The following is a 25,401-nucleotide window of genomic DNA, read 5'->3' as shown; positions in this document are numbered from 1 at the left end:
CCCCGCGATTCTCATCGTAACGGCGGGTACATAGAGCGCGGCCGTGGCCAATATCGTCGGGTGCATGATGATCGTCATCTGGGCGGGAGTCAGCTTCCCGGTTTCGAGCATGCATATCAGTCCTTCTGCGGGTCAGGTTTCGGCCGGTTCGACAACCGCTTGCGGTTCGTAGGCTCACCGGCCCCCGGTGCCCAGTAGGGCCTCGTCCGCAACGCCCAGATCGGCGCTCGGGCCAGCACATCTTTCCAGTCGCCCTTCCGGAAAGGTGCGATCGGCCCGAGGTATGGGACTCCGAGCGACCGTAGCGAGCACAGATGAATGACGATTACGATCAAGCCGAGCATGAGCCCGACCAGGCCGAGCATGCCGGACAGGAACATGATCGGGAATCTCAGCATCCGGAACGCGATGCCGGTCGGATATTGCGGCAGCATGAAGGAGGCGATCCCCGTAATGGCGACGACCATGACCATCGGATCGGACACGAGTCCCGCCGATGTGGCTGCCTGGCCGATAACGAGCGCGCCGACGATACTGACGGCTGCGCCGACTTGCTTGGGCAGACGCACACCCGCCTCGCGCAGCGCCTCGAACGAGATCTCCATCAGCAGTGCTTCGATCAGCGCGGGGAAGGGGATGTCTTCCCTCGACTTCGCTATGCTAAGCAGAAGCTTCGTAGGCACCATCTCTTGGTGGTAGGTCAGAATCGCGACATACAGGGACGGGAGGAGCAGCGTAATGATAAGGAAAAAGTAACGCAACCACCGGATGAGCGTACTGATCATCCAGCGCTGGTAATAGTCCTCGGGCGACTGCAGCATCGAGAACAAGGTTGCCGGTGCGAGCAGCGCGATCGGAGTGCCTTCGACCAAAATGGCGACCCGGCCTTCGACCAGCGAAGCACTCACGACGTCCGGCCGCTCCGTCGTCTGCAGCTGGGGGAACGGCGAGAACGGGCTGTCCTCGATCAACCCTTCGATATAGCCGCTCTCCAAGATGCCGTCGATCCGGATCGTCTCGATCCGCTGGCGCACGTCGGCGATGAGCTGCTCCGAGGCGATACCCTCCATATACGCGATGACCACTTCCGTATGGGTGAGCGATCCGATTTCGATGGAGACCATTTTGAGTGACGGACTTTTGATCTTGCGGCGCAGCATCGCGGTGTTCACGCTCATCGTTTCGGTGAAGCCCTCGCGCGGCCCCCGAACGATGGATTCGGCGGCTGGCTCTTCAATGCTGCGTTTCTCCCAAAACGGGATCCCCAGGCAGAATCCATGGGGGACACCATCCAGCAGCAGGCCGACATAGCCGCCGGAAATACGGTCCACAATGTCGGCCAGCGTGCCGGCTTCTACCATCCGAGAGATCGTGATTACCGACGCCAAGCGGTGTTCGGCTGCTTCCCAATCCGCCTGCGAGACGCGGAGGAGCGGAGTCAGTACATGCAGATCCAGGATCTCGAGATTCACCATGCCTTCAATATAGAACAGCACGGCATCCGTCGTCCCCCCGATGGTGAACGGACGAAACATAACATCCTTGCAATTGGCATAGATCGAACGGATCGCATCGTGATTCGTTTGCAGGGAGGAAGCGAGCGGCACCTGCGGGACGTTGGAGTTGGCGTGGGCGTTCATAAGTCAGGCTCCCTTGTAGTCATACCCTTGTAGTGATACATACAGGTTTGCCCATTTTTGAACGGCCATAAACTCGGTACACAGAGGCAGATGATGCGGAAGAGGCGGGGGAAAATAACAAGAACACCCTGCTTACGAGGGTGTCCAATTCGGATGGGCTATGGTATTATGGCGTCATATCCAGCGCGAGGAAGTGGGCAAGCATGAAGCGAAATTTCGTCACCATCTCGATCTATTATTGTCTCATCTTCATGAGCGCCGGCGCCTACGGTTCGTATATCGGGCTGTATTACACCGATGTCGGCTTCGATACGTCCCAGATCGGGACGCTCAGTACGCTGTCCGCCGTGATGGCGATCCTGGTCCAGCCGTATTGGGGCTTAATCGGGGACCGGGCCCAGTACAAGAACAACGTATTGGTCATCTGCACGCTTGTCACCGGGCTCAGCATCTGGCTCGTGCCGCTGTCGGGCGATCACTTCGGCATTCTCATCGGCGCCACATTGCTCATAACCGTGTTTCAATGCGCGATTTTCCCGATGAGCACGACGGTGACGCTTGAGATCGCGAGCAAGAACAACTTCAAATTTTCTAGCGTGCGTACGTTTGGCTCGGTCGGGTTCGCCTTGATGTCGTTTCTTTCCGGGTGGATCATTAAGTACGATCTGATCTATATCTTCGTTATGTACTCGTCCTTGATGCTGCTGACCCTCGCGCTTACCCCGTTCATACCGAAAGTCAAGGGCCATCAGCGGGACGGGAAGAAGCTGAATATGCGCGTGCTGTTTAAGAACAGGAAGCTCGTTCACATGTTCCTCTACGCCATGTTCATTCAAGCGACGATCAGCTTTTACTTTTCCTTCCAAGCGATCTATAGCATAGAGCAAGGCATCGGCACCGGGCTGATCGGACTCGGCCTGTTGATCGGCTCGGTCAGCCAGTTTCCGTTTATGATTTTTTTCGATAAGCTGTACAACACGTTCGGGATTACGAAAATATTGCTCGTGGCCGGCATCGTCCAAGCGGTACGCATGGTACTGTTCGCCTACGTCCTATCGCCCGGCACGATCTTGCTGTTGTGGGTGCTGCATGGCGGTACGGTGATTCTGATGACCCTGAGTTTGATGGAGTATGTAAACGATTCCGTGGTTCCGGAGCTTAGGGCGAGCGGACAAATGCTGAACGCCATCGTCATGCAGGGCATGGCCACGATCGTCGGCAGCTTGGCCGGCGGCATTCTTGCCTCGTTCGCGGGGCTCCGGACGACCTTCGTAATCTACTCCGGCGTGTGTGCGGCGGTCGTGATCTGGTTCTGGCTGTCCGTTCGTACATCGGCCGCGTTTCGCCAGGCTAGCCAATGATTTCCTTCATTCGCACGTCCGGCGACTTGGCCAGATCGAGGAACGTATCCCCCACCGAGATGAGCGGCCGGGTCGGATAGTTCGGATTCGTCAGCATGATCGTGCCTCGGCGTCCGTCCTCGAGCAGGACTTGACTGCCGACCTGCGCCGACATGAGCCGGTTCAGGAACGTCAAGCCGACGTGGGAATCGAGCCGTCCGAGCCGGATGTCCTCATAGAGGTTGTGGATCACCTGATAGAAGGGCAGGGCAGGCCGGTGCGGGCGATCGGACGTCATGGCGAGATACATATCGGCCAGGGCTACGATTTTGCTCAGCGGATCGATCTCATGGCCCTTCAATTGCCGAGGATACCCGCTGCCGTCGCACTTCTCGTGATGCTGTAGCGCGATCAGCGCAATGCGGCGGTCAAACCCCGATTCGATGAGCAGGTCGTAGCCAATGACGGTGTGCTGCTTGTAGATCTCGTGCTCGTGCGGCTGCAGCGCGGCCTTCTTCTGCACCAGCTCGCTCGGCAGCTTGACCGTGCCGATGTCGCAGAGGCTCGCTCCCGTCGTGAGCAGGTTCATCTCGTTCGCGTCCAGTCCGAGCCACCGCCCGATCGTGGCGGCGATCATCGCGACTCCGATGCTGTGATTGTAGCGGTAGTCGCCTTCCGCCTTCAGTTCCCCGAACAGCTTGTAGATGTTGCGCTGCTGGGTCGCCGCCATAATGGCGGGCAGCACATGCTCCTGCACGTCCTCGACCGGCACCTTGCCGTTCTTGTGGATGAAATCCTCGATTTCCTTCAGCTTCGTTTCCGTTCGTTTCACCCAGGCGCCGGAATCCGGTGCGGCCGTCTGCGCGGCTACTTCGTCGTGAAGCGCTTCCACATGTATTTCGAAAATAGAAATGTTGAATTGCTCCAGCTTCTTCGCATGCGCGGCGTTAAGCACCGTATCCACCGGGATCAGCATGACCCCGCGGGAATCCTGAATGTCATGCAGCAGCCGTTTGCCTACCAATTCCTCATACTCGGTACAAATCATGATTCACCGACTCCTCCTCGCAACCGTTAAAAATGCAAAAAAATCATCCCGCTACAAATCAGCTAAGGATGACGGCATACAAGGGCGTATGGTGCGTTCCCAGCCTTCGGCAGCCCAGCCACCGTCGGCGCGTACGCCATTAGGTCTGCAGCTTTGCGTCCTTGCCTTTCGGCAAGTTTGCCAGTATCGGGTCTACGAAGCATTATACGCGATTTCGGTCCGATGTACTAGGACTTCGTGAAAGAAATCCAGGACATATGACAGATTTTGTCGAAAAGACGACGCCGGAATCAACCCGGGACCGGAGACAGGATTCGCTCGCCGATGCGGTCCCAGACGGTGTGTGCCGATTCCAGCCGCGACCAGACATAGATCAGCTCTCGTGTAATCCGGTACAGCTGTCCATAGTCGACGCCGAGCTCCATCAGGGGAACGGCTTCCGCCATGAACCCGGCGAAGGCGTGGTAGTGAGCGGGATGGATCGCCGGATTGAACAAGCGGGTGTTCTCCGCCACGCTGCGATGAGCGGGGATCGAGCAGACTCCCAGCTTCAGCTGGCTCTGGGCTTCGGCGCTCGACAGCAGCCGGATCAGGCTGTGAGCGAGCTCCTTGTTCCCGCCGGAGGCAGGGACGGCGATGCCGGTGCCGACGAGCAGCGTCGAACCCGAGACGTTCCCGGGCATGAAGGGCAGCACGTCCCATCGGACGGACAAATGCTGCAGGTCGTTCATAAAATAGTAGCTCGACATCATCATGGCTACCCGGTTGTTCTCGAACAGGAAGTGATCGGCCTTCAGCCCGCCTTGCTCATCCGGCGTCAGCAGGTTGTTGTGGACGAGGTCGCAAAAAAACTGCAGCGCCTCCGCGCTGGCCCGCAGGTCGATCCGGCGGGTCCCGTCCTTGTCCCTGACGAAGCCTCCGTTCTGCAGGAGGAAGACGAGCCAGCGCCGGAACGAGATGGTGGAGGCGAGTCCGTATTGCCGCAGCAGCCCGTTCGCATCGGGGATTGTGTAGCGGCGGGCGGCTTCTGCGAGATCCGACCAGCCGTGCAGCTGAAGCTGCTCGGGGTCTGGGATGATTCCGGTGTTGCAGCAGTACACGATAGGCGAGAACGTGAGGGGCATCGCCCTGAGCTTCTCCTCCGACGTATACATGGACAGCAGCTGAGGGTACACTTCGCCGAGTGCAGGGAAGGCTGTTTCCGTCAACTCCTCGAGCTGCCGGGTATGTCCGCTGTGAGCGAGCTGATAGTAGTGATGATCCGACAGGACGATGAGGTCCGCGCCTTGATCGCCGCCGGACAAGGCTTCGATGATCCGTTCGGTGTATACCGCATTCGGCACGATGTCCAGCTTCACCTTCACGTTCGGGTGTAGCTCCTCGAAGAGAGCGATGACCCGCTTGTACACTTCCAGCTCATAGCACACCTCGTAGACCATTAGGGTTAGCGTTGCAACGGGTGCGGGAGTCCGTGGAGGCTGTATGCGGGAAGCTTCAAGCGGCTGGGGCCGCTCGCACACCCGATTGCCGATACACGGGATTTTCTCGATCAGTCCGTCGCGCTCCAGCTCGGCCAATACGCGCCGAACCGGATTTTTGCTGATGCCGTATAGTTCCGCGAGGCGCACCTCGGACACGAGGAATTCTCCCGGTCGAAGCGTCCCGTCCAGGATTTGCCTCCGGATATCTTGCCTGAAGTGCTCGTAGAGGTCGCCGAATGCCGTTCTTTTCCCAATCCCCATCTTGTGCCACTCCTTACCGAATAACGGCTGTGCTAACATCTTATCATGTTCCAATTGCTGGAGGAAGACCGCTGTGCTATGATTGGCATGAACTAGTCAGATACTAGTAACATACTAGTATTAGACATGTTCGAATTTGATGATGCAGCAATGGGGGTGGGGCGAGAACTTCGGCATCACGAGCGACATAGTCATCACGAATTGTTAAGCGCTTACATGAAAGTGATTGACGAGCAATCCCGATTATGAAGGAGGATGATTGAAGAATGAAACGATTGAATTGGATCGGTTTGCCTGTGTTTGGCCTTATCACTATCTTGTTGTTTGCCGTTCCGGCGTTTGCCGCAGACAAGCTGATTACGAATCATAGCTTCGAGAGCGGCACCTCAGGCTGGACGCAGACCTATGGCGCCGGGGATCCGGACGGCACGATATCCGCCTCGACCGAGCAGGCTGACGTCGGCAGCCAGAGCTTGAAAATCGTCGACAACGATTCGGCGGTTGGGTTCGGGATGGAGAGCGCGCGTCTGACCGCGGCGGCAGGGGAGACCTACATAGCATACGCGAACGTCTATGTCTCCAGCGGCAGCGCCGATCTGTACATTCGCTACTACAATAGCTCGAACACGTACCTCACCGGCGGATTCACCTCGGTCTCTTCCCCGACCGGACAATGGACGACCGTGCAGACGAAGCTCGTCGCTCCGGCGAACACCGCCAAGGTCGCTGTACTCTTGTATTCGAACAACGGGAACACCGGTACCGCGTATTGGGACGAAGTGATGCTGACGAAGGATTTCACGAATCTAGGGGTCCAAGTGTACGACGCCGGGCCGAACGGCACGACCTTCGGGATCGGACCGAACGCGCATAAGGCGTTCGCCGCCGTTACCGGCTCCGAAGGCTACTTGCCCAAGCTGGAAGTGATCGACACGAATACGGAATCGGTCCTCTCCACGGTTACGTTCCCGGGCGCGTCGACGAATCCGACCGGCGCCTGGGGAGCGGCGACCTCCACGGACGGCTCCGTTTACTTCGGCGCCTATTCGAACGGCCATCTCTACAAGCATACGCCGGGCACGACGACGATGACAGACTTGGGCCAAGCCTCCTCGGGCGAAACGGTCATCTACGACCTGACTGCCGGGGAGAGCGGCAAGGTGTACGGCGGCACCTACGACAGTGCCGCATTCTTCAAGTATACGCCGACCGGAGGCTTCGCCCAGATCGGAACGAAGCCGTTCCTCGCCGGAACGCAGTATGTGCGCGCGCTGGCGTTCGATGCGACCCATGACGTAGCTTATCTTGGCGTCGGCCCGAACGCCTCGGTCCTCCGGTTCGACATCGTGACGGGAGAGACGACCAACATCCTGCCCGCCGCTTACTCGAGCATTTCCTTGCCCGGATCGATCGACTACGCCGGGGACCGGGTCTTCGTCAACATAGGCGGGACGATGGTCGTGCTGAAGGTGACCGAGAATCCCGACGGGTCGTTCAACTCCGTGACCCAGGAGGCGGCATCGGTGTCCACCTCGAACGTTTCGCCGGAGCGCGGCGGCAAGGTGTATTGGGCGAGCCAAGGCGAGTTATACGAATACGACATCGCTTCGAAGACGGCCACAAATCTGCACAAGGCCGTGGACGGCCGCGTGAAGCGGTTCGGCTGGGTGACGCTGGCGGATCAGACGAACTTCCCCGGCGAGACGCTCGTAGGCATCGCCGCGAATAACAACCAGACGTATATTCTGAAATACAATCCGCAGAACGGGGCTCACCGGTACGTGCAGGTAAGCGGCGCGGCCAAAATCCCGGGCGCGCTCAACATGATCGCGACGGCCCCGGACGGCAGCATCTATACGAGCGCCTACTTGACCGGCGGCCTCGGCGTCTATAAGCCGATCCGCGGGGACGCCAACGACGGTACGGAGGAGACGATGTTCTCCCCGATCACCCAGATCGACAAGATGGCGGCTTATAACGGGAAAATGTACATCGGCGCTTACCCTGGCGGCAATCTGCATGAATATGATCCGACTCAGCCCTGGGTGGCGGGGCCGACGGGCAATCCGCGGCTGCTCGTGTCCACGGGAGTCAATGGGCAGGACCGGCCGAAGGCGATCGCCTTTGGAGGGGGCCAGGTGTTCATGGGCACGACGGCGAAGACCGGCGCCATGGACGGCGCTCTGACGGAGTATAACCTCGCGACGGGCGCTTCCAGCGTGCATGTCGGCATCGTGAACGACCAGAGCGTCATCGCTCTCGCCTACTACGGCAGCAAAGTCTACGGCGGCACGACTGTAAGAGGAGGCTATGCCACGACGCCGACGACGACGGGCGCGAAGTTGTTCGTGTTCGATCCGGTGACCGACACCGATACGGAATACAGCCTGCCGGTCTCGGGGATCAAGGCGGTGACCGAATTGATCGTGGTCGGAACGAAGCTGTGGGGCTTCGCCGACGGCTACTTGTTCGTGTTCAACCCCGCGAACAACACGTTCGAATACTTCCAGCAGAAATTCACGGACGTTACGTACGGCACGGCCGGCACGTACCGGGACGCGGATCTGGTGCTCGTGGACAAAGATCCGAACTACATCTACGGCACAATCAAGAATACGTATTTGTTCAAAATCAACATTTCGACGAAAGCGGTCACGAACATTTTGACGAGTGGGGCCGATATGCTCGCTCCGGACGGATACGGCAATCTGTATTACAAGCACAACGGCACGGAGTTGTGGCGGTACGCCTTCTAATTGTGCAGCAGAAGCTCAAATAAAAAAGAGCCGCTCGAATGAATCGAGCGGCTCTTCCGCTACATGTCCGCGTCGCGCTGGAACAGCAGGAGCGGCATCTTGAAAATATATGCGACGCCGATGAAGACGCCGACGGCCATGCCGAGCAGCACGAGTACGCTGCTCATCGACAGCCCGCCAACCCCGGTGATGATGTTGGCGATGTTGCAGCCCGGCGCGATCCGGGACGCGACGCCCATCAGCAGGCCGCCGCCGATAGCGTACGGCAGGCGGGACTTGCGCGGCCAGCGGAGCTTGAAGCTGCCGCTCAGCCAGGAGGAAGCGAAGGCGCCGACGACGAGGAAGATGACGAGCGTCTCCTCGGGGCCGAGCCCGATGCGCGGGAAGTCGGCGAACAGCGCGTTCAAGTACGTGTTGTTCGTGACGAGATCGTCCCCGAACACGAGGGCCAGCGCGGTTGCGCCGATGCGCGTCTCCGGGCCGGTGATGCCGACGTTCGACATGAAGATGAACTGGATGATCGCGACGATCCCGATCAGGAAGGCGACGAGACGAATGTCCCAGTGGCCCTGGCGCAGCGGGTTCCGCTCCCAGTCGGTAAGCGACTCGCGGACACCGTTCCAGAACGAGGCCCAGCCGAAGCGATAGATCGCGATGCCGACGATGATCGCGACGATGACGACGGGCAGCACCCACACCGGCAGCGGCCAGTTATATAGCGTGTAGCCGCCGTCCACGACCGTGAGCGGATCAAGCACTTGGCGTCCCCACGGATCGTAGAGGAACGCGAACAGCAGATTGCCGATAATCGCGCACAGCAGCACGAGCCAGAACTGTACGTACCCCATGCCGCAGCGGTACAGGGTCCCGGAGCCGCAGCCGCCGGCGATCGTCATGCCGATGCCGAACAGCAGGCCGCCGAGCAGGTTCGCCCCGCCGAGCGGGACGACCCATAAGTCGGAGATCTCGCGCAGCCCGAATGCGAGCACAAGCCCCCAGCCCAGCAGCGAGGTGGCGATGAGCACGATGACGCCGTTCAGAATGCGTGTATCGCGGACGCTGATCCAGTCGCGGATCGAGGCGACGAAGCAGAAGTCCGCCTTTTGCAACAGAAATCCATAGGCGAAGCCGAACCCGGCTGCTAATAAGAAGACGTCCCATGTGTAAGCCATGATAGCGGTGACCTGCCTTTACGCTTTCCGGATGAAAATATGATAATTGCCGTTTTTCTTCGCTACGCCGAGGAATTCCCCGTACTTGTTCATTTTAACCGCCGCGGGAATCGTCTTGGTCGCAATGGAATGGTCTGTAATCTCGACGACGATCTCCCCGGACTTCGCTTTCTTCAGGCCGTCCAAGGCCAAGTTCAACGTATGCGGGCACACCTCGCCGATCGCATCGACGACGATGTCCGTTTTCAATTCCAGCAACTGCTGCTCCGATAAGCTCATAGTTGTCTGCTCCTTTTGCGTGATTTTTAGTTTGATTCGGATATTAACGGGCCTTCTTCCAGGCCGACGGCGATTTCCAGCCCTTCCGACTGCCAATCGAGCATGCCGCCGAGGAAGTTGTGGACCCGGTCGAAGCCGTTCGACTGGAAATACTTCGCCACTTCCAGGCTGCGCCGGCCGCTGCGGCAGACGAAGACGTATTCTTGGGCCGGATCGAGCGTCTCTACCTTGTCGATCATATCGCCCATAGGGATGAGCGGAATGCCGGGGATATGGGCCGCTTCATATTCCTCCGGCTCCCGGACATCGATGACGACCGTCGTGCGGTCCGGCCGGGCTAACAGCTCGCGCAATTGCAGCGCGTTCAGATGCGAGATCCCTTCGATGAGCTGTGCCATGGTGCGCACCTCCGCTTATTTTACGATTTCCGTGTCGTCGGCGTTGCCCCACTCCGCCCAAGCGCCTTCATACGGAGCTACGTCCGAGTATCCTAGCAGGCGAAGCGTGAAATAAGTGTGCGCGCCTCGGATATTCGTCTGGCAGTACGGGATAATCGTCTTGTCTTTTACGACGCCGACGTTCTCATAGAGCGCCTTAAGCTCCGGATACGCCTTGAATTTCGGTACGCCGTCGGCCGGATTGGAATCGATCGCATCGCTCCACTCTTTGTTGACCGCACCCTTCAAGTGGCCGCCGTTCTTGTTGCCGCGCAGATCTTCGCCGCTGTATTCTTTAGCCGAGCGGACGTCGAGCAGGACGCAGCCTTTCATATCCAGCTTCTGCAGCTCTTCCTTCGTCGTGATCAGCTTGTCGTTCGGCACAGCGGTGAACGTACCTTTGGCCGCTACAGTCGGCACGTCGGTCGCGACTTCTTTGCCTGCCGCTTGCCAAGCCGGGAACCCGCCGTTTAGCAGCTTCACCTTGTCCTTCAGGCCGTAATACTCAAGAGCGTAGAAGACCCGAGTAGCCCCGTTTCCATTGCCTTCGTCATACACAAGGACCGTAGTATCGGCATTGACGCCAAGAGCCTGGAAAATTTCCGTGAACTTATCTTTATCCACGATCGTGTTATTTTTCGAATCCTTCAGCTGACCGGAATTGAAGGCGATCGCGCCCGGGATGTGCCCGGCTTCGTATCCTTTCGAACGAACGTCCAGGATGCGTACCTTCGTGTCCTTCAAATGCTCTTCCACCCACTTCGTATCGGCGAGCAGCTGAGCGTTCGGGTACGTATCGGATGTCTTGGCGCCGGAAGGCGCAGGCGTGCCGGCAGGCGACCCGGCGTTCGTCGTCGTTTGCGACGGTTTCTCGGAGCATGCCGTCAGCACCAATAACAGGGTGAGCAGCAGCAGGGATAGTTTGACTTTCATGGAATAAGAGCCCCTCTCGACTTTTAAAATATATTGCCGTATGTTGGAATCCCCTGTATAATAACATTTATTCCGACCGGATTACAAGGATTAATTTTTGTTCCGAGAGAAGAAGGGGGATTCACCGAGAATGACACCGGGGAAGCTGTATAAAATGGGGCTGCTGCTCCTCACGGCCGGGCTGCTGGCGAGCGGCTGCGCGATGGAGACGAAGCAGGAAGCGCAGCTGAGATTGAACGGGAAGACGACGCAAGGCGGTACCGGCGCGGCTACGGCTGCGGCCTGTCCGGAAGCGGGGAAGCTGACAAGCGTACAATTTTATGTGCCGAGCGAGAAGGAGAACAGCTTCTCCATTATCGATGTCGTGTCCGGGAAGCCGGTGTGCAAAGTGCCGGTATCCGAAGCGCCGTCGACCGTCGTGTTCTCCAGCACGATGCGCGAGGCGTATGTGGCGAATATGAACAGCAGCACCGTCTCGATCGTCAATACGCAGACGCTGCAGGTGGAGAAGGAAGTACCGGTCGGGCCGATGCCCCACGGCATGGCGCTGTCCCCGGACAACAAAACGCTCTATGTGGCGGCAGTCGCGGACCAATTCATTTACACGATCGATACGAAGGAACGGAAGGAAGCGGGCACCATCGATCTTGGGACCGGCGCGAAGACGAATTACTTGGCTCTGTTCGGCAGCCGTCTGTATGTGAGCGATCATGAGAACAACAAAGTGTACGCGGTCAATACGAAGACGAAGCAGGTGGAGCTGACGCTGAACACAGGAGCGGTGCCTCGGGCTGTCAAGCTGAGCGAGGACGGGAAGACGCTATACGTGCCGACGGCCAAAGGAAAAACCCTTGAGGTGTACAATACGGAGAACGGCTCGCTTGTGTCCAAAATCGACGTGGTCGACGGGGCAACCGATGTCGCTATAACCGAGGACGGGTCAACGGCGATCGTCACCGGCATGGAAGGCAGCTCCGTCGCATTCGTCGATCTAAAGGCCAATAAAGTCGTGAAGACGTTGACCGGCTTGAGCGGGGCGAGGCATATCAGCTTCAACCGGCAGCAATCGAAGGCATACGTGACTTTGAGCGGCACCGATGAGGTGGCTGTCATCGACACGGCGGCTCAAGCGGAGATCGAGCGGATCAAGGTAGGCGCGATACCGCACGGGATTCAAATGAAAGCACTGCCGGGCATCGGCGGCAGCTGCTAAGCGGGGAGGGAGGCCGGATGCGGATGAAACGTACACGCAACTGGATCGTGGCGGCGTTCGTGCTCGTCCTGCTCGGCGGCGCGGTCTATCAGCATGGGGCGGCCAAGCGGAATGCGGTGCCCGTGGATGGCGCACCGAAGCCCGGATTCGCCGCGCCGTCGCTTCAGCTGCAGAGTCTGGACGGCAGCCGGGAGTGGGCGATCGGCGGACAGCGCGATAAGCCGCTGCTGCTCAATTATTGGGCCTCCTGGTGCCTGCCTTGCCAGGAGGAGCTGCCGGACTTGCAATCGCTGTATGAGCAATACGGCGACCAGCTGGACATCTACGGCGTGAACGCCACGTTCCACGATGAGCCGGAGCTGGCGCAGAAGAAGGTGCAGCAGTTCGGGCTGAAGTTCCCGATCCTGACCGATCCGGACGCGGTCGGGCTCGATCTGTACAAGGTGGCGGCGCTGCCGATGACGTTCTTGATCGACAAGAATGGCAAAATCGTGGAAGTGCTGAATTTGGTGAACCGGGAGGAGCTGGAGAAACGGATCAAGAAGTTGATCTAGCGGGATATAAGAGTGGAAAGATTCATTTTGATTCAAGCAGTCTTCCAATATGGGAGGCTGCTTTATTATTTTCGGCCTGTCGCATCCATCAGGAGCGTGCATGAATAATTCGGAAAGTCCGACGCAAAATAATCCATTATTACCACTGGAGGTGACAGGAATGAAAGGAAAATGGTATAAGGGCGCAACCGTTTGGCTTCTCATGATCGCATGCGCTTTTGGCGTCTTATCGGCTTGTCAGTACAAGAAGGAGCCTCGAGCCAATGAAAACGAAAGGAACGGGCCTTACACGGCGCAAGAAACGAAACCTTTCAAAATAAACGAAGCGGCGGATGCGCCCGAATGGGAGAAGACGGCCGACGCCATTATTGCCGAGGGGGTTACTTATATGGGGGCGCCGTATGTTTACGGCGCGGAACGATTTAACGACAAAGCGTTCGATTGTTCTTCCTATGTGCAGTATTTGTACGGCAACCGGGGGATCGAGCTGGGGTATACTTCGAGAGATCAGGCTGTCCAAGGCGATGAAATACCGTTTATCAATTTGCGTAAAGGAGATCTCATGTTTTTTTCCGATGAGGACTTCCCGAACGAGACCGGTCTGAATAAAGTTCGCCACGTCGGCATTTATATGGGGGACGGAAAAATACTGCATACGTACGAACAAGGAATCGGCGTCATCATCAGCAATATCCATAAAGACCAGAAGGAAGGGGAGTATTGGTACGAGCATTATTTGTTTGCCAGAAGAGTGATCCCCGGCTAAATTAACAAAGGGAAGCTTCCGCCTATAGGGGGAGCTTCCCTTTTTTGGCCAGCGAGGCCAAGTACATGATGGTGACGGTCCCGCCGAGGGAGCCGTTGATGATATCGCCCATCGTATCGACCAGGCCGCCCCCTTGGGAGTGGAACCCGAGCAGCTGGTCCGTCGTGAACTCGTACATCTCCCAGCAGCCCGCCATGGCCACGGCGAAAAACCAACAGAACCAGACCGGAATCATCGACGATCGAAACGTTTCGAGGTTCGTGTTTTTGCTGATTTGCCGGAATACGAGAAGCCCGACAAAACCAAGAATAACCCCGGAAGCGACATGCTCAATGTCGTCCAAATGAGGGATAACGCCATACATGCCGAATATATTCGCAACGAACATCGTTAGACATATGAAGAGCAAAATCGATGTACGGAGAACCGGGAAAAGCGATGTCTTCTTCAGCTTGAGCAGCAGCCGAATTCCGACCAGCACCGTAATAATCAGGATGCACTCCAGCACCTTGGGCCACGAGCCGACCACGAGAAAATAGATCAAACAACCGGCCGCGAGCAGCAGCATTCCCGCTTCCAGCACATCGTTCCACCAATCCTTCGCTATACGCATGCCAACCCTCCATAATTCGAATGATGCCTATCAAACGATGATGCCTACCAAACTATCGTAAACCGAATCGCCCCAAGCTAAACGTAGCTGCCTGCCGCTAGTTTCCCTCATACCCAATTTCCCCGTTGACATTCCGTACATACGTTCTATACACTGAGTTAGATTTAAGAAAATTTTGTAAATGCCCAGGAATTTGTCCCGGAAAGGCTGGCTGCCCCCATGTCTAAATTCAAGCCCCAACCTCTGTCTGCATCCTGGCTCGCCCGTACCGCCAAAGCGCTCCGCGTCTACCGCTGGGCCGTCTCCTACTTGATCCGCTATTGGCCCCACTTCTTCCTGTTCATAGCCTGCGGCATTGTCATCTCGTTCTCCGAGCTCGTGATCCCAAAGTTTCTGCAAGCCGTCGTCGATGAGATCGTCCCGGATCGGGACGGGCGAAGGCTGCTCCAGCTGTTCGCCGTCGTCATCGGCTTCATTGCGATCATGATCGCGCTCACCGCCGTTCGGAACAAGCTGCAGCGCGTGTTCTCGATGCAGGCGGGCCGCGATCTGCAGTTCGCGCTGTTCCGGCACCTGCGTCGTCTGGGCTTCGCCTACCATGAGCAGAACCCGGTCGGAGAGACGCTGTCGCTCATGAATACGGAGGTCGCGGCGGTACAGCGGCTGTACCGGTGGCAGTTCCCCGACATGGTGCAGAGATTGTTCATGGTGGTGCTGTTCGGTATCGTCATGCTGTTCATGAATGTGAGGCTGAGCTTGCTCGCTATACCTTGCTTCCTATCCTACTACGTAATCAGCCCGTACTTCCAGCATCTGGCTTCGAAGTACATCAGCGCCACGATGTCGTACCGGCTGCTCTACAATAAAAAAATTTACGACAGCATCTCCGCTACGCCGGAGCTTCGCGCCCACTCGGCGGAAGAGTGGGACATGGGCCGCCTGATGGACGGCACGAACCATATCGTGAAGATGATTGTAAAGTATCAGTTGAACGGGCATTTGTGCCAAAACTTGCGAAACATTACGACTTCGATGGGCTTGGTGCTCATCCTCTGGTTCGGCGCGCGGGATATCCAGGCCGGAACGCTAACCGTGGGCGAGATCATCGCATTCGTTCTCTATTATATGCTGTTCATGCGCGCGGTTACGTCTCTCGTGGCGGTAATAACCGAGCAGCGGGTCGCCGCGTCGCAGGCGGAAGCGCTGTACGACTTCCTGCAGCAACAGCCGGAAGTCGTCGAGCCCGCGTCGCCGAAGCGCCTGCCTGCCGTAGAAGGAGCGATTGAATTCGACGAGGTCAGCTTCGGCTACGGTGAGCATCCCTCCATTCTGCAGCGATTCTCCCTGCATGTGCGGCCGGGCGAGCGGGTGGCCTTGGTCGGGACGAGCGGGGGCGGCAAGTCCACGGTGCTGAAGCTCGTCGGCCGGTTCTACGATCCGCGCGAGGGCGAGGTGCGGCTGGACGGCGTTCCTCTGCCGGAGCTCGGCTTCGACCAAGTGCGCAGCGCGATCGGCTTCGTGTTCCAGGATACATACTTGTTCGGCACGACGGTGAAGGAGAATATCCGCTTCGGCCGTCCGGATGCGACCGACGAGGACATCGTCGCCGCGGCCCAAGCCGCTTACGCGCACGACTTCATCCTGCAGTTCCCGGACGGCTATGAGACCCTGGTCGGCGAGCGCGGCATTAAGCTGTCGGGAGGACAGCGGCAGCGTATCGCCATCGCGCGGATGTTCTTGAACAACCCGTCGATCATCCTGCTCGATGAAGCGACATCCGCGCTCGATAACGTGAGCGAGAAGGAAGTGCAGCATGCGCTGGAGCGTCTGCTGGTAGGCCGCACGACACTGGCGGTGGCGCATCGGCTGTCGACGGTCAAGGACTATGACCGCTTGATCCTGATGGAAGACGGCCGTGCGGCCGAATCGGGCACTTACGAAGAGCTTATGGCGTTGCAGGGTGCTTTTTATCGGCTCGTCATGCAACGAACCCATGTGGAAGACGCGGCGCACGCGGCCGTGCGGACGGACGGCGGCGCAGCGGCGATTCGAACGGAGAGGGGGGCGGCGGTATGAAAAGCGTGCTGTGGCTGAAGCGATATGTGCTGCAATTTCGAGGTGGCTTCCTGATCGGGCTCTTCTTCCTCTTGTTATCGACCGTAGCCGGCATCGCCGTAACGGCGGTACAAAAAGTGGTGATCGACGATATTTTCCTGGACGGGCAGTATGAGCTGCTGCCCGGGACGCTCCTTTGGTTCGCGGCCGCTATCGTCTGCTCGGGCTTGTTCGGCGTCTTGTGGACGCATACCGGCCGGGTGAACGCGTACCGGATCTATGCGCAGATGACTGAAGATGCGATGCGCACCATCTACCGGACCCCTACGCAGGTGTATCACAATGAACGAATCGCCAAGTACGTGAGTTACTTCACGAACGACATCAATTGGACGATCGTGGCGTTCACCCAGTTCGTGCCGAACGGCATCGCGAACGTGGTATCGGCGATCATCCTGTGCGCCGTCATCGGGTGGAGCAGTCCGGTAATCCTGGTCAGCATTCTCGCTTTCAGTTTCCTGTATCTCGCCCTCGGGAGGAAGTTCGGGCAGCCGATCCGCCGGTTGTCGAAGGAGGTCCAGGATGCCCGGTCCGGCTTCCTCGTCCATATGGAGGAAGGGGTCTCGTCGACGCGGGAAGTGATCGCCTTCCACCGGGAGAAGTGGGAGCAGCGGAAGATGAACGATAACTTCGCTCTCCTGTATGCGAAGGTGCTCGAGGAAGCGAAGCTGGAGAACAAGAAGCTGTTCTGGAGCGATCCGCTGAAGTGGGGGGCGAGCCTGCTCGTGCTCGGGTACGGCGGGTACCTCGTGATGGACGGGGCGCTGTCGATCGGGATGTACGTCGTCATCTTCCAATTCACGTCCCAGCTCATGACCGCCATCCATGATATTTATGGCTTCGCGATGGAAGCCCAGAGCCGGCTCGCCATGGTCGACCGGATTCGCGCGCTGGTGGAGGGCCCGCAGATCGAGGATGGCGAGCGGGATATTCAGGGGCCGATCGCGAATCTCGAGCTGGACCAGGTGACGTTCCGCTACTCGGATCAGACCCGCAACGTGCTGGAGCAGCTGTCGCTTTCAATTCCGGTAGGCCGCAAGGTCGCATTCGTCGGGACGAGCGGCGGCGGGAAATCGACGATCGCCCAGCTTCTCGTGCGATTCTACGATCCGAGCAGCGGCAGCATCCTCGTGAACGGGATCCCGCTGACGGACATCCGGCGCGAGGCCTGGACGGATCGGCTGTCGGTCGTGTTCCAGGACCCTTATCTATTCCCGGACACGATTCGCAACAACGTGCTCATGGGGCGCTCCCATACTCAGGAAGAGGTGGTCGCAGCATGCAGGCAGGCGAACATTCACGACTACATCGTCTCGCTGGAGCGAGGCTACGACACGGAGCTGGGCGAGCGGGGCATCAACTTGTCCGGCGGCCAGAAGCAGCGGCTCGCGCTGGCGCGGGCGCTGCTGAAGCGCTCGGAGATCCTCATTCTCGACGAGTCGACGTCGTCGCTCGATCTCGAAACCGAGCGCCGGGTGCAGAAGATGATCGACGAGGCGCGGGAGGGGCTCACGACGATCATCATCGCCCACCGGCTCTCAACGATCCGCAACGCGGACTGGATCTACGTCATGGACCAAGGGCGCGTCGCCGAAGAGGGGACGCACGACACGTTGATGGCGGGCGACACGATTTACAAGAAGCTCGTATATGCGCAGATGGAAGAGGAAGCGGCGTCATAAATTTTCGGATCGTTCCGGATGTATTTTGAACCCTCCCGAACTATAATGAGGTAACGGAATTAGGAAATGGGGGATCGTTATGGCGCCGTCTATCGGGGTTACTTCTTCGATCAGGGAAGGCACGTTGTTAACTATGGGCATGGATAACGCCCATTCCGTCGTGAATGCGGGAGGTGTACCGCTCGTGCTGCCGAACATAGCAAACGAGAGCGTGCTGGATCAGCTCGCCGCCTCGCTCGACGGCCTGCTCGTGACGGGAGGGGGGGACGTCGATCCGACATGGTACGGCGAGGAGCCGCACCCGGCTCTAGGCGAAGTAAGCCCGGAGCGGGACCAGTTCGAGATCGCCCTGATACGCCGGTTTCTGCAGCGCAACAAACCGGTCTTCGGGATCTGCCGAGGATGCCAAGTACTGAACGTGGCAGCGGACGGGGATATGTACCAGGACATCTATGCCCAGTCCGGACGCCCTCTGCTGCAGCATTCGCAGAAGGCTCCTAGAGAACATGCGTCCCATTATATCGACATTGTAGAGCAATCGATGCTCCACAGCATCGTGCAGAACATCCGATTGAAGGTGAACAGCTTCCACCACCAGGCGATCCGCCGTGCCGGAGCCGGCTTCGCAATTACGGCCTATTCAAGCGACGGCATCGTAGAAGCGATCGAGAGCACGCAGCACCGGTTCGCCCTTGGGGTGCAGTGGCACCCGGAGAACATGACCCGCTCCGGCGATCCTGCGGCCAGGCTGCTGTTCGAAGCGTTCGTACACGCTTGCCGGGCGAGCAGACTGTGAGAGGAGCGGCTGTGCGGCTGTGGGGAGGTGTTGCGGATTCCGACTAATCCCCTCCGCCACCGCCGCCGCCGCCATCTCCACCGCCGCCGCTTCCGCCACTGTCTCCTCCGCCGCTCCAGCCCCCGCCATCGCTGCCCCCACTGTTGTAGCCCCCGTTGTCGCTGCCCGAGCGTCCGCCGTCTCCGTCATTGCTCCAGCCGCCCCGGTCACCGTTGCCGTCCCGGCAATTGAGATCCTGGCCGACATCTCTCCCCCCGTTATGCGGATAAGGCGTCATAGTCGGCGAGTGGAAGCCGGAATATCCGTCGTCCGCCCGGCCCCGATTCCGGGTATTCCTCCGGGGGCCGCCGTTGTCGGCTTGAGACATCTTGGAAACTACACTAACGACGATGATGATGAAAACGATGAACGCGAAAATCATAATTGGCATGGACATCCCTCCTGCTTGTAATAGTTGAATCATACCACACGATTGTTAATGCTGTGTAAAAAGTCAGAAAATTATAACAATTAATTACCGCCCTTCCGACCCGCTTCAATCTGTATAATGAGAATAACACGAAGTTATTCCTAGGAGGCGGGTCCTTATGCTTACGATGTACAATACGCGGCGTGATTTCGAACAGGCCGGCTGTCGTACGGCGGTACTGCCCATCGGTGCGCTGGAGCAGCACGGCAGCCACCTGCCGGTCGGGACGGATACGATTTTCGCGCAGGAGTTAGCCCGGCGGCTGGCGGACAAGCTCAATGCCTACTTGCTGCCGGCCCTCCCGATCTCTTCCTCGATCGAGCACCGGGACTCGCACGGAACCGTCTACATCCGGTCTACTACTTTAGCCTTATTCGTCCGGGATATCGCCGAGTCGCTCCGCTATGCCGGGTACCGGCAGCTCGTCGTCGTCAACTTCCATGGCGGCAATTGGAGCTTGAAGCCCGCCATCCGCCAGCTGAACAAAGACTTCGAGGCGCAGGGGACCGACATGAAGGTGGTCCTGATCTTCACCCCGGGGATACCCGACCCGAGGACGCCCACGATCCTCCAGCATACGCAGCACGACATTCACGCCGGGGAATTCGAGACGTCGCTCATGCTGTCCCATGCGCCCGAGCTGGTACGGGACATCCGCCCGCAGCGCGCGCCGACGACGGTGCCGCAAGACTATATGGACTACTTCGATACGTCCGAGCTGACGGAGGACGGCTATTGGGGCTTCCCGGAGGCGGCGACCGCCGAGAAGGGACGACTGCTGATGGACCTGCAGGTGGACATCGCGCTGAATTATTTGGAGAAGCTGGAGGTGTTCCGGCAGCAGGTGAAGGCGAAGCACGCAACCGAGTAGCGTAAGCTCGAGCAGCAACCGGCGCAGCAGGGATTCCTGCCCGAAGGTGGAATACGTAGATTACGAGCGCGAGCAAGGGGGTGGGGAAATGGCAACGCTGATGACCCGGTTTTACGATTTGAAGCTCCGCACGAAGTTCCTGCTTTCTTTTACCGTGATCGTGCTCCTGACGATCTTCATGATCAGCACGGTCAATTATTACGTGTCCATGAACGCGATCAAACGCAATACGGCTAATTTCTCCGAATACCTCATCGAACAGATCGGGATCAATCTCGAGAAGCGGACGAAGGACATCGAAGACCACGTCTTCCAGCAGTTCCGCAATTCCTCGCTCAGCGCCGCCCTTAGCATTTCCAACAATAGCTCTGCAACAGACTTATTCACGAAAGATCGCACGATCAGCGAATTTATGAACGAGCTGTTGTTCTCGAGGGACTACTATATGTCGGTTATGGTGATCGACAGCACCGGCAAGCGGTTCGGACTCGAACGCAGCGCCACTCAGAATTACAACAAGGATCTCGCCGACGCGAACATCGACCTGATCCAGGAGAAGCGGGGACGGGCTTCGTGGGTGCCGGGGAGCAGCAATGTGATTTTCATGGAAAAAGCCATTTATGATATCGCTTCCAACCGTTACGTAGGCATCATTATCGTAGGGGTGGACAGCAGTCTGATCAACGCGATCTACTCGAATGTGGACGAGCTGACCCAAGGCAACATCGTCATTCTGAACGAGGAGCTCACCCCGCTCTTGCTTAACAAATTGGAATCCGCCCCTTCGCGGTATTTCGTCGAGCACCGCATGTATGAGACGCAGCAGACGAATCAGGGGTTCCAGTACGGAGGGGAGGCCTACATCTCCACGATCATTACCACCCCGTACGACAAGTGGAAAATCATCCAGATCATCGCGGTGAACGAATTGAAGCGGGGCACGGAGGCGATCAAGCTCTGGACGGTCAGCACGATAGCGGTCGCTCTGCTCATCGCGTTCATCCTGGCGGTCATCATCTCCAAAAACATTACGGAAAACGTGCGGATGCTGCTGCAGAGCATGACGAACTTCTCCGTGGACTTCACCCACAAGCGGATCGTCGCCCGGAGCCGGGACGAGGTGGGACTGCTCGCGGAGAAGTTCAACTCCATGGCGGAGAAGATCGGCGAGCTGATCCACACGGTATACGAGGAGAAGCTGCTCAAGCAAAAGGCGGAATACCGCACGCTTCAGTTCGAATATAAAGCGCTTCAGGCGCAAATCAATCCCCATTTCCTCTACAACACGCTGGAGTCGATTCATAGTCTCGCCAAGCTGAGCGGCGACAAGCAAGTGAGCGACATGATCTACTTGCTCGGCAAGCTGCTCCGCGAGAGTATCGGCAAAAAGGGCGACATCATCCCGCTGCAGGACGAGGTCGACTACATTACGAGCTACCTGGCGATCCATAAAATCATTTATGGAGACAAAATCGAAGTGAATGTACATGTCGAGCCCAGCCTGATGTCGCTGCAAGTGCCCAAATTCATCCTGCAGCCGCTGGTGGAAAACTCCATCAAGCATGGCATCGAGGAGAAGCCGGGCAAAGGGATCGTCAGCATCGGCTGTTGGGTGAAGGACGAAGATCTGTACCTCGAAGTGTCCGACAACGGCGTCGGCATCGACGAGGAGACGAAGAGCCAATTGCTCAGCCCGTCGGAGGGCTCGCAGCTGAAGAGGAAGGACAAGCATACGAACGTAGGCATCATCAGCGTGCATAAACGGATTCAAATCTTGTACGGCGACCGCTACGGACTCAGCATCACGAGCGAGCTGCATCACGGCACGTCCATCCGGATTCGTCTGCCGATTTTGACCGAGGAGGCCTCCTAGTGAAGTACAAAGTGATGGTGATCGACGACAAGCCGCTTATCCGCCAAGCGATCGTGAAGACGATGGACTGGGAGGCGCTGGGCTGCGAGGTGGTGGGGCAGGCCGAAGACGGCTTGGAAGGCAAGCGGCTCTTGCTCGAGCTGAAGCCCGACATTCTCGTGACGGATATTAAGATGCCCGGACTGAGCGGGCTCGATCTGGCGCAGGTGATGATCGAAACGCTGCCGCAGGCGAAGACGATTTTGATTACGGGATACCAGGACTTCGAGTATGCGAAGCGGGCTGTACGTCTAGGCGTCTTCGATTTCATCGTGAAGCCGGTCAATAATGACGAGCTGAGCCAAGTAATCCGCAGTGCCGTAGCGGAGCTGGACAGCAAACGGACGGAGCAGGAAAATGCGGCCCGGATCGCGAGCGCGTTCGTCGAGCTTGAGCGGCAGCATTCGAGCGTGATTCCGTCACTGCGCAGCAAGCTAATCGGCGACATGATTCTCGGAACGTCGATGGAGTCGGAGACGCAGGAGTCGGGGCACCGTGTAGAAATATTGTTCAGCCGCTTCGCGCTGCTGCTCGTGCGGGCGAAGGAGCAGCCGAAGGGCGCCGCCGGCCTGACGCAGACGAAGCTAATGCCGCAGCTCCGGCTCCGTCTGTCGGAGCGGGCGCATCGGCTGACCGCCAAGCGGGACCTCGAGCTAATCGAGTCGCTGCGCCACGACGATCTCGTATTCGTCTGCCTGTTCCCCAAGGTGCTGCCGCCCCGGGAGATGCGCATGAAGCTGCAGAGCTTCTGCAAAGAGTTCATCGACGCCGCCGCTCTCCATGAGCAGGTCGCCTGCTGTGTGGCCGTGAGCTCCGTCTACCGGTCGCTGCGCGAGCTGCCGGAAGCGTACCGGGAAGCGTCGCAGCTCATGGACACGAGCTTTTTCCGCGCCGATGAGAGCGTGCTCTTCCCGGAGCAGGGCGCCCAGGCGAAGGAAACGGTCAAATTCTCGATCATTCAAGATCTCGAGCAATTCAACCAGATGCTGGAGCACAAGTCGGGCGAAGACATGATCGCCCATATGGAGCGGTTCCTGAACCAGATCTCGGTATACAGCGACGGGAACATTCTCGTAGTGAAGGGGCTGCTGTCCGAAGTATGCCTCGCGGCGGCGCGCTATTATTTCCGGGTGACCGGGGATGAGTTCGGTCTCGGCAAGAGCGTCGATCAAATGCTCGAGGAAGTGTACCGCTTGTCCAGTATGCGGGAAGCGTCGGCCTACCTCGCCGCCTTTATCGGGCATATCAAGAAGAAGCTCCAGGGCGAGGACAAGGAATACAGCCTGATTGTGAAAAAGGTCGTCGACTACATCAACAATCATTTTGCCGAGAACATCAATCTGACGTCGATCGCCGACCATTTCGGCTTGAGCCCCAGCTACTTGAGCCGGCTGCTCCGGACCGAGACCGGCATCAACTTCGTGGACCTCGTGTCCAAGGCGAGAATCGAAGCGGCGAAGCAGCTGCTTATGGATCCGAAGAACAAAGTGAACGAAGTCGGCGAACGGGTCGGATATAAGGAATACGCCTATTTTTACCAAGTGTTCAAGCGGATCGAAGGGCAGTCGCCGAAGGAATTCAAGAACCGAAGTAAAGAAACCTAGTGACGACTCCACACGGCTAAAGCTGTGGGCTTCTCGAATCATTGGGACTCGTAACCTCATCCCTCCGCGAAGGCTCCGCCCGAGCCTGACGATTATTGGTTCGGTTACGAGACTTGCTGCTTCGCGCGTCTCAGGATGTTGATCGCCGCATTCACGTCCCGGTCTAATGTTGTGCTGCAATGCGGGCAGTGATGTACTCGTTCGGCAAGCGTCTTCTTCACGATTTTGTTGCATACGGAGCAATGCTGCGATGTATGGCGCGGATCAACCCGCACAACCTGACGACCGGCGCTCTCAGCCTTGTACGTCACAAATTGTATGAGTGCATTCCATCCCGCATCCGCAATGCTTTTGGCAAGATGATGATTTCTCGCCATCCCTTGCACGTTCAGATCTTCGAAGGCGATGAGGTCGTACATGTTGACTAGCCTTCTGCTTATTTTGTGCGCGTAATCCTTGCGCTGATTGGCTACGTGCTCATGCTGCCGCGCCAGCACCATAACTGCTTTGCATCTGCGGTTTGAGCCGCGCTGTTTCCTGGATACATTCTTTTGTTGCCGTTTGAGTTTCGCCTCGCAGTTTCGTAGATACTTCGGCGCTGCAAAAACTTGTCCGTCCGAGGTTGCTGCCAATTGCCTGACGCCAAGATCCACACCCGCATGACGGTTTGTTTTGGGAAGCGGCTGCGCTTCGACTTCGCACGACAGGCAAGCGTAATAACGGCCGTTTTTTACCGTGATCGTGCAGGTTTTGATTGTCCCCTGCAGCTGCCGATGCAGCTTGATTCATACCTCTCCGATCTTGGATAGTTGAAGACGTGATCCCTCAAAAGTAAATCCGCTTTGCGGATAGGTAAATGAATCGTAGCGGCTAATCGACTTATAGCGTGGGAATCCCGCCTTTTCTCCGTTCTTGACACGTCGGAAGAAGGCTTGGTACGTCTTGTCGAGGCGTCTGGCGACGTCTTGCAATACTTGGGAATGGACTTCTTTCAAGGTAGGGATATGCTGTTTGCGTTCGCTAAACGTGTTCGCTTGCTGGCCATATGACAGTTTTTTACCTTCCGTTTTGTAGGCGAGGATACGTTCCTCCAACAAACGATTGTATAGCAAACGGCAGCGTTCCAGTGTAAAACCGATCTTTTCTTGCTGCTCTGTTGTAGGATACAATCGAAATTTATATGTTCGTAACATGGCTCCCCTCCTGTATCTAGTATAACACAGGAGGGGAACAAATGTTTGTTTTTTCCGATACTTGATGTGGCTTAGCCGCCCCCATCCGAAGTCCTTACATCCTAACGCCTAAAGGTATGGTTTTTACGGCCTGTTCTTATAAAAGCTCAAATCTGTCTCATTAGAACCCCTTCACTCGTCGTGTACAGTAGTAGGAAGGAGGAGAAAGATAGGAGGCTGTCCGACGTTGGAGCAAGAGCAGGCTGTACCGATCCTTGACCGTGGAA

General features: G+C 57.7%; 22 protein-coding genes and 1 riboswitch. Of the genes, 11 read left to right on the top strand and 11 right to left on the bottom strand.

Annotation, left to right across the window (positions count from 1 at the left end; translation table 11 throughout):
• Positions 1-116 precede the first annotated feature (116 nt).
• Positions 117-1,640, bottom strand: coding sequence for a spore germination protein (locus tag ACI5FR_RS32765; protein WP_405462458.1), 1,524 nt, complete (start codon positions 1,638-1,640; stop codon positions 117-119).
• A gap of 203 nt (positions 1,641-1,843) precedes the next feature.
• Here ACI5FR_RS32765 and ACI5FR_RS32760 point away from each other — a divergent pair, with 203 nt between their 5' ends.
• Entirely contained in the window at positions 1,844-3,001 is a 1,158-nt protein-coding gene (locus tag ACI5FR_RS32760; RefSeq protein ID WP_405462455.1) for an MFS transporter, read from the top strand.
• On the opposite strand, the gene ACI5FR_RS32755 is transcribed toward ACI5FR_RS32760, so the two are convergent.
• Positions 2,991-4,028, bottom strand: coding sequence for an HD-GYP domain-containing protein (locus ACI5FR_RS32755; RefSeq protein ID WP_405462453.1), 1,038 nt, complete (start codon positions 4,026-4,028; stop codon positions 2,991-2,993). The two genes, ACI5FR_RS32760 and ACI5FR_RS32755, sit on opposite strands and share 11 nt — an antisense overlap.
• A 105-nt stretch (positions 4,029-4,133) precedes the next feature.
• Positions 4,134-4,220: riboswitch (cyclic di-GMP riboswitch) on the bottom strand.
• A 98-nt stretch (positions 4,221-4,318) separates the two neighbouring features.
• Entirely contained in the window at positions 4,319-5,770 is a 1,452-nt protein-coding gene (locus ACI5FR_RS32750) for an extracellular solute-binding protein (RefSeq protein ID WP_405462450.1), read from the bottom strand.
• 266 nt (positions 5,771-6,036) lie between these two features.
• On the opposite strand from ACI5FR_RS32750, the gene ACI5FR_RS32745 reads away from it, so the two are divergent.
• Positions 6,037-8,526, top strand: coding sequence for an NHL repeat-containing protein (locus ACI5FR_RS32745; RefSeq protein ID WP_405462449.1), 2,490 nt, complete (start codon positions 6,037-6,039; stop codon positions 8,524-8,526).
• A gap of 59 nt (positions 8,527-8,585) precedes the next feature.
• On the opposite strand, the gene ACI5FR_RS32740 is transcribed toward ACI5FR_RS32745, so the two are convergent.
• The 4 genes from ACI5FR_RS32740 to ACI5FR_RS32725 are packed head-to-tail and all read right to left on the bottom strand — an operon-like array spanning position 8,586 to position 11,347.
• Entirely contained in the window at positions 8,586-9,698 is a 1,113-nt protein-coding gene (locus ACI5FR_RS32740) for a YeeE/YedE family protein (protein ID WP_405462446.1), read from the bottom strand.
• Between the two features lie 18 nt (positions 9,699-9,716).
• On the bottom strand, positions 9,717-9,977 hold the full coding sequence (locus ACI5FR_RS32735; RefSeq protein ID WP_405462444.1) for a sulfurtransferase TusA family protein: 261 nt from the start codon (positions 9,975-9,977) through the stop codon (positions 9,717-9,719).
• Between the two features lie 26 nt (positions 9,978-10,003).
• Positions 10,004-10,375 (bottom strand): rhodanese-like domain-containing protein, encoded by a 372-nt coding sequence (locus tag ACI5FR_RS32730; protein ID WP_405462442.1) that lies wholly within the window; start codon positions 10,373-10,375, stop codon positions 10,004-10,006.
• A gap of 15 nt (positions 10,376-10,390) precedes the next feature.
• Positions 10,391-11,347, bottom strand: coding sequence for a sulfurtransferase (locus ACI5FR_RS32725; RefSeq protein WP_405462440.1), 957 nt, complete (start codon positions 11,345-11,347; stop codon positions 10,391-10,393).
• A 130-nt stretch (positions 11,348-11,477) separates the two neighbouring features.
• Here ACI5FR_RS32725 and ACI5FR_RS32720 point away from each other — a divergent pair, with 130 nt between their 5' ends.
• The 3 genes from ACI5FR_RS32720 (at position 11,478) to ACI5FR_RS32710 (ending at position 13,880) form a co-directional block, all read left to right on the top strand.
• Positions 11,478-12,560: a YVTN family beta-propeller repeat protein gene (locus tag ACI5FR_RS32720; protein WP_405462439.1), complete on the top strand. Its 1,083-nt coding sequence runs from the start codon at positions 11,478-11,480 to the stop codon at positions 12,558-12,560.
• A gap of 23 nt (positions 12,561-12,583) precedes the next feature.
• On the top strand, positions 12,584-13,114 hold the full coding sequence (locus ACI5FR_RS32715; RefSeq protein ID WP_405462437.1) for a TlpA family protein disulfide reductase: 531 nt from the start codon (positions 12,584-12,586) through the stop codon (positions 13,112-13,114).
• Positions 13,115-13,274: 160 nt separating this feature from the next.
• Positions 13,275-13,880, top strand: a complete 606-nt coding sequence (locus ACI5FR_RS32710; RefSeq protein WP_405462434.1) for a C40 family peptidase — start codon at positions 13,275-13,277, stop codon at positions 13,878-13,880.
• 22 nt (positions 13,881-13,902) lie between these two features.
• Here the strand turns inward: ACI5FR_RS32710 and ACI5FR_RS32705 are convergent, their stop codons facing one another.
• Positions 13,903-14,493, bottom strand: coding sequence for a DUF2238 domain-containing protein (locus ACI5FR_RS32705; RefSeq protein ID WP_405462432.1), 591 nt, complete (start codon positions 14,491-14,493; stop codon positions 13,903-13,905).
• A gap of 219 nt (positions 14,494-14,712) precedes the next feature.
• Here ACI5FR_RS32705 and ACI5FR_RS32700 point away from each other — a divergent pair, with 219 nt between their 5' ends.
• The 3 genes from ACI5FR_RS32700 to ACI5FR_RS32690 all read left to right on the top strand — a co-directional run bounded on the left by ACI5FR_RS32700 (position 14,713) and on the right by ACI5FR_RS32690 (position 19,086).
• On the top strand, positions 14,713-16,569 hold the full coding sequence (locus tag ACI5FR_RS32700; RefSeq protein ID WP_405462429.1) for an ABC transporter ATP-binding protein: 1,857 nt from the start codon (positions 14,713-14,715) through the stop codon (positions 16,567-16,569).
• Complete coding sequence (locus tag ACI5FR_RS32695) at positions 16,566-18,290, top strand: ABC transporter ATP-binding protein (protein WP_405462427.1); 1,725 nt, start codon at positions 16,566-16,568, stop codon at positions 18,288-18,290. Before ACI5FR_RS32700 ends, ACI5FR_RS32695 begins: the two co-directional genes overlap by 4 nt.
• 79 nt (positions 18,291-18,369) lie before the next feature.
• Positions 18,370-19,086: a gamma-glutamyl-gamma-aminobutyrate hydrolase family protein gene (locus ACI5FR_RS32690; protein ID WP_405462425.1), complete on the top strand. Its 717-nt coding sequence runs from the start codon at positions 18,370-18,372 to the stop codon at positions 19,084-19,086.
• Positions 19,087-19,129: 43 nt separating this feature from the next.
• On the opposite strand, the gene ACI5FR_RS32685 is transcribed toward ACI5FR_RS32690, so the two are convergent.
• A complete protein-coding gene (locus tag ACI5FR_RS32685) occupies positions 19,130-19,516 on the bottom strand; it encodes a hypothetical protein (protein WP_405462422.1) in 387 nt (128 codons plus the stop codon).
• Positions 19,517-19,673: 157 nt separating this feature from the next.
• Here ACI5FR_RS32685 and ACI5FR_RS32680 point away from each other — a divergent pair, with 157 nt between their 5' ends.
• The 3 genes from ACI5FR_RS32680 to ACI5FR_RS32670 all read left to right on the top strand — a co-directional run bounded on the left by ACI5FR_RS32680 (position 19,674) and on the right by ACI5FR_RS32670 (position 23,942).
• On the top strand, positions 19,674-20,426 hold the full coding sequence (locus ACI5FR_RS32680) for a creatininase family protein (protein WP_405462420.1): 753 nt from the start codon (positions 19,674-19,676) through the stop codon (positions 20,424-20,426).
• A gap of 88 nt (positions 20,427-20,514) precedes the next feature.
• Complete coding sequence (locus ACI5FR_RS32675) at positions 20,515-22,299, top strand: sensor histidine kinase (protein WP_405462418.1); 1,785 nt, start codon at positions 20,515-20,517, stop codon at positions 22,297-22,299.
• Positions 22,299-23,942 (top strand): response regulator transcription factor, encoded by a 1,644-nt coding sequence (locus ACI5FR_RS32670; protein ID WP_405462415.1) that lies wholly within the window; start codon positions 22,299-22,301, stop codon positions 23,940-23,942. Before ACI5FR_RS32675 ends, ACI5FR_RS32670 begins: the two co-directional genes overlap by 1 nt.
• A gap of 104 nt (positions 23,943-24,046) precedes the next feature.
• Here the strand turns inward: ACI5FR_RS32670 and ACI5FR_RS32665 are convergent, their stop codons facing one another.
• Both ACI5FR_RS32665 and ACI5FR_RS32660 read right to left on the bottom strand, forming a co-directional pair.
• Complete coding sequence (locus ACI5FR_RS32665) at positions 24,047-24,709, bottom strand: RNA-guided endonuclease InsQ/TnpB family protein (protein ID WP_405462460.1); 663 nt, start codon at positions 24,707-24,709, stop codon at positions 24,047-24,049.
• 18 nt (positions 24,710-24,727) lie between these two features.
• Entirely contained in the window at positions 24,728-25,135 is a 408-nt protein-coding gene (locus tag ACI5FR_RS32660; protein ID WP_405462410.1) for an RNA-guided endonuclease InsQ/TnpB family protein, read from the bottom strand.
• Between the last annotated feature and the right edge of the window lie 266 nt (positions 25,136-25,401).

The organism is Paenibacillus sp. HJGM_3 (genome assembly GCF_045062745.1).
GTDB lineage: Bacteria > Bacillota > Bacilli > Paenibacillales > NBRC-103111 > Paenibacillus_AA.
The sequence above is the reverse complement of the archived record's forward strand: the minus strand, read 5'-3'. Positions and strand labels throughout refer to the sequence as shown.